The sequence below is a fragment of the Mesorhizobium sp. M7A.F.Ca.CA.002.04.1.1 genome, assembly GCF_004022805.1.
GTDB classification, from domain to species: Bacteria; Pseudomonadota; Alphaproteobacteria; order Rhizobiales; family Rhizobiaceae; genus Mesorhizobium; species Mesorhizobium ciceri.
This window is the reverse complement of record NZ_RZPL01001179.1, coordinates 1-857: the sequence shown is the minus strand read 5'-3', so window position 1 is coordinate 857 and position 857 is coordinate 1. Positions and strand designations below refer to the sequence as shown.

The following is an 857-nucleotide window of genomic DNA, read 5'->3' as shown; positions in this document are numbered from 1 at the left end:
TCTCCCCTCGGGGAGAGGTCGGATTGCCCCGAATTGCCCTTCGCAATTCGGTTGGCAATCCGGGTGAGGGGGCTCTTTCTCGTGCTCCCTTAATTGTTAGTGGACTCGATCCGTCCAACACGGTCTTCTAGGCATCCCCCCGCCCGGAGAACCGCCATGCCTCTCAACCGTCGGACACTGATCGCCGCCAGTCTTTCCATCACCTTTGTCCTGGCGCCGTTGACGAGTGTCTTCGCCGCCTCGCCGGCGCCGGCCAAGGGCGAGCACGGCATGGTGGTGACGGCCCAGCATCTGGCGTCCGAAGTCGGCATCGAGGTGTTGAAGAAGGGCGGCAATGCTGTCGACGCGGCGGTTGCCGTCGGCTATGCGCTCGCCGTCGTCTACCCCAATGCCGGCAATATCGGCGGCGGCGGCTTCATGACCATCCGCTTCAAGGACGGCAAATCGACCTTTCTCGATTTCCGCGAGCGGGCGCCGCTGGCGGCGACAAAAACCATGTATCTCGACAAGGACGGCAACCCGGTGAAGGGCGCCAGCCTCGACGGCTATCTCGCCGTCGGCGTACCGGGCTCTGTGGCTGGCTTCGAGATGGCCCGTGAAAAATACGGCAAATTGTCCCGCCAGGATCTGATGGCGCCGGCAATCGGCTACGCCAAGGACGGGTTCATCCTCAACCAGGGCGACGCTGCCTCGTTTGCCGGCAGTGCCGACAGGCTGGCGAAGGACCCCGCGGCCGCCGCCATATTCCTGAAACCCGACGGCAAGCCCTATGGCATCGGCGAGCGGCTGGTCCAGCCCGACCTCGCCGCCTCGCTCGCCGCCATTTCCGAAAAGGGTACGGATGCCTTCTATAAAGG

The 857-nt window shown here is 63.9% G+C and carries 1 protein-coding gene; it reads left to right on the top strand.

The window, feature by feature from the left end:
• Window positions 1–156 precede the first annotated feature (156 nt).
• Window positions 157–857, top strand: a 701-nt coding sequence (locus tag ENZ75_RS33140) for a gamma-glutamyltransferase (protein WP_206617176.1), incomplete at its 3' end; no start/stop codon positions are given.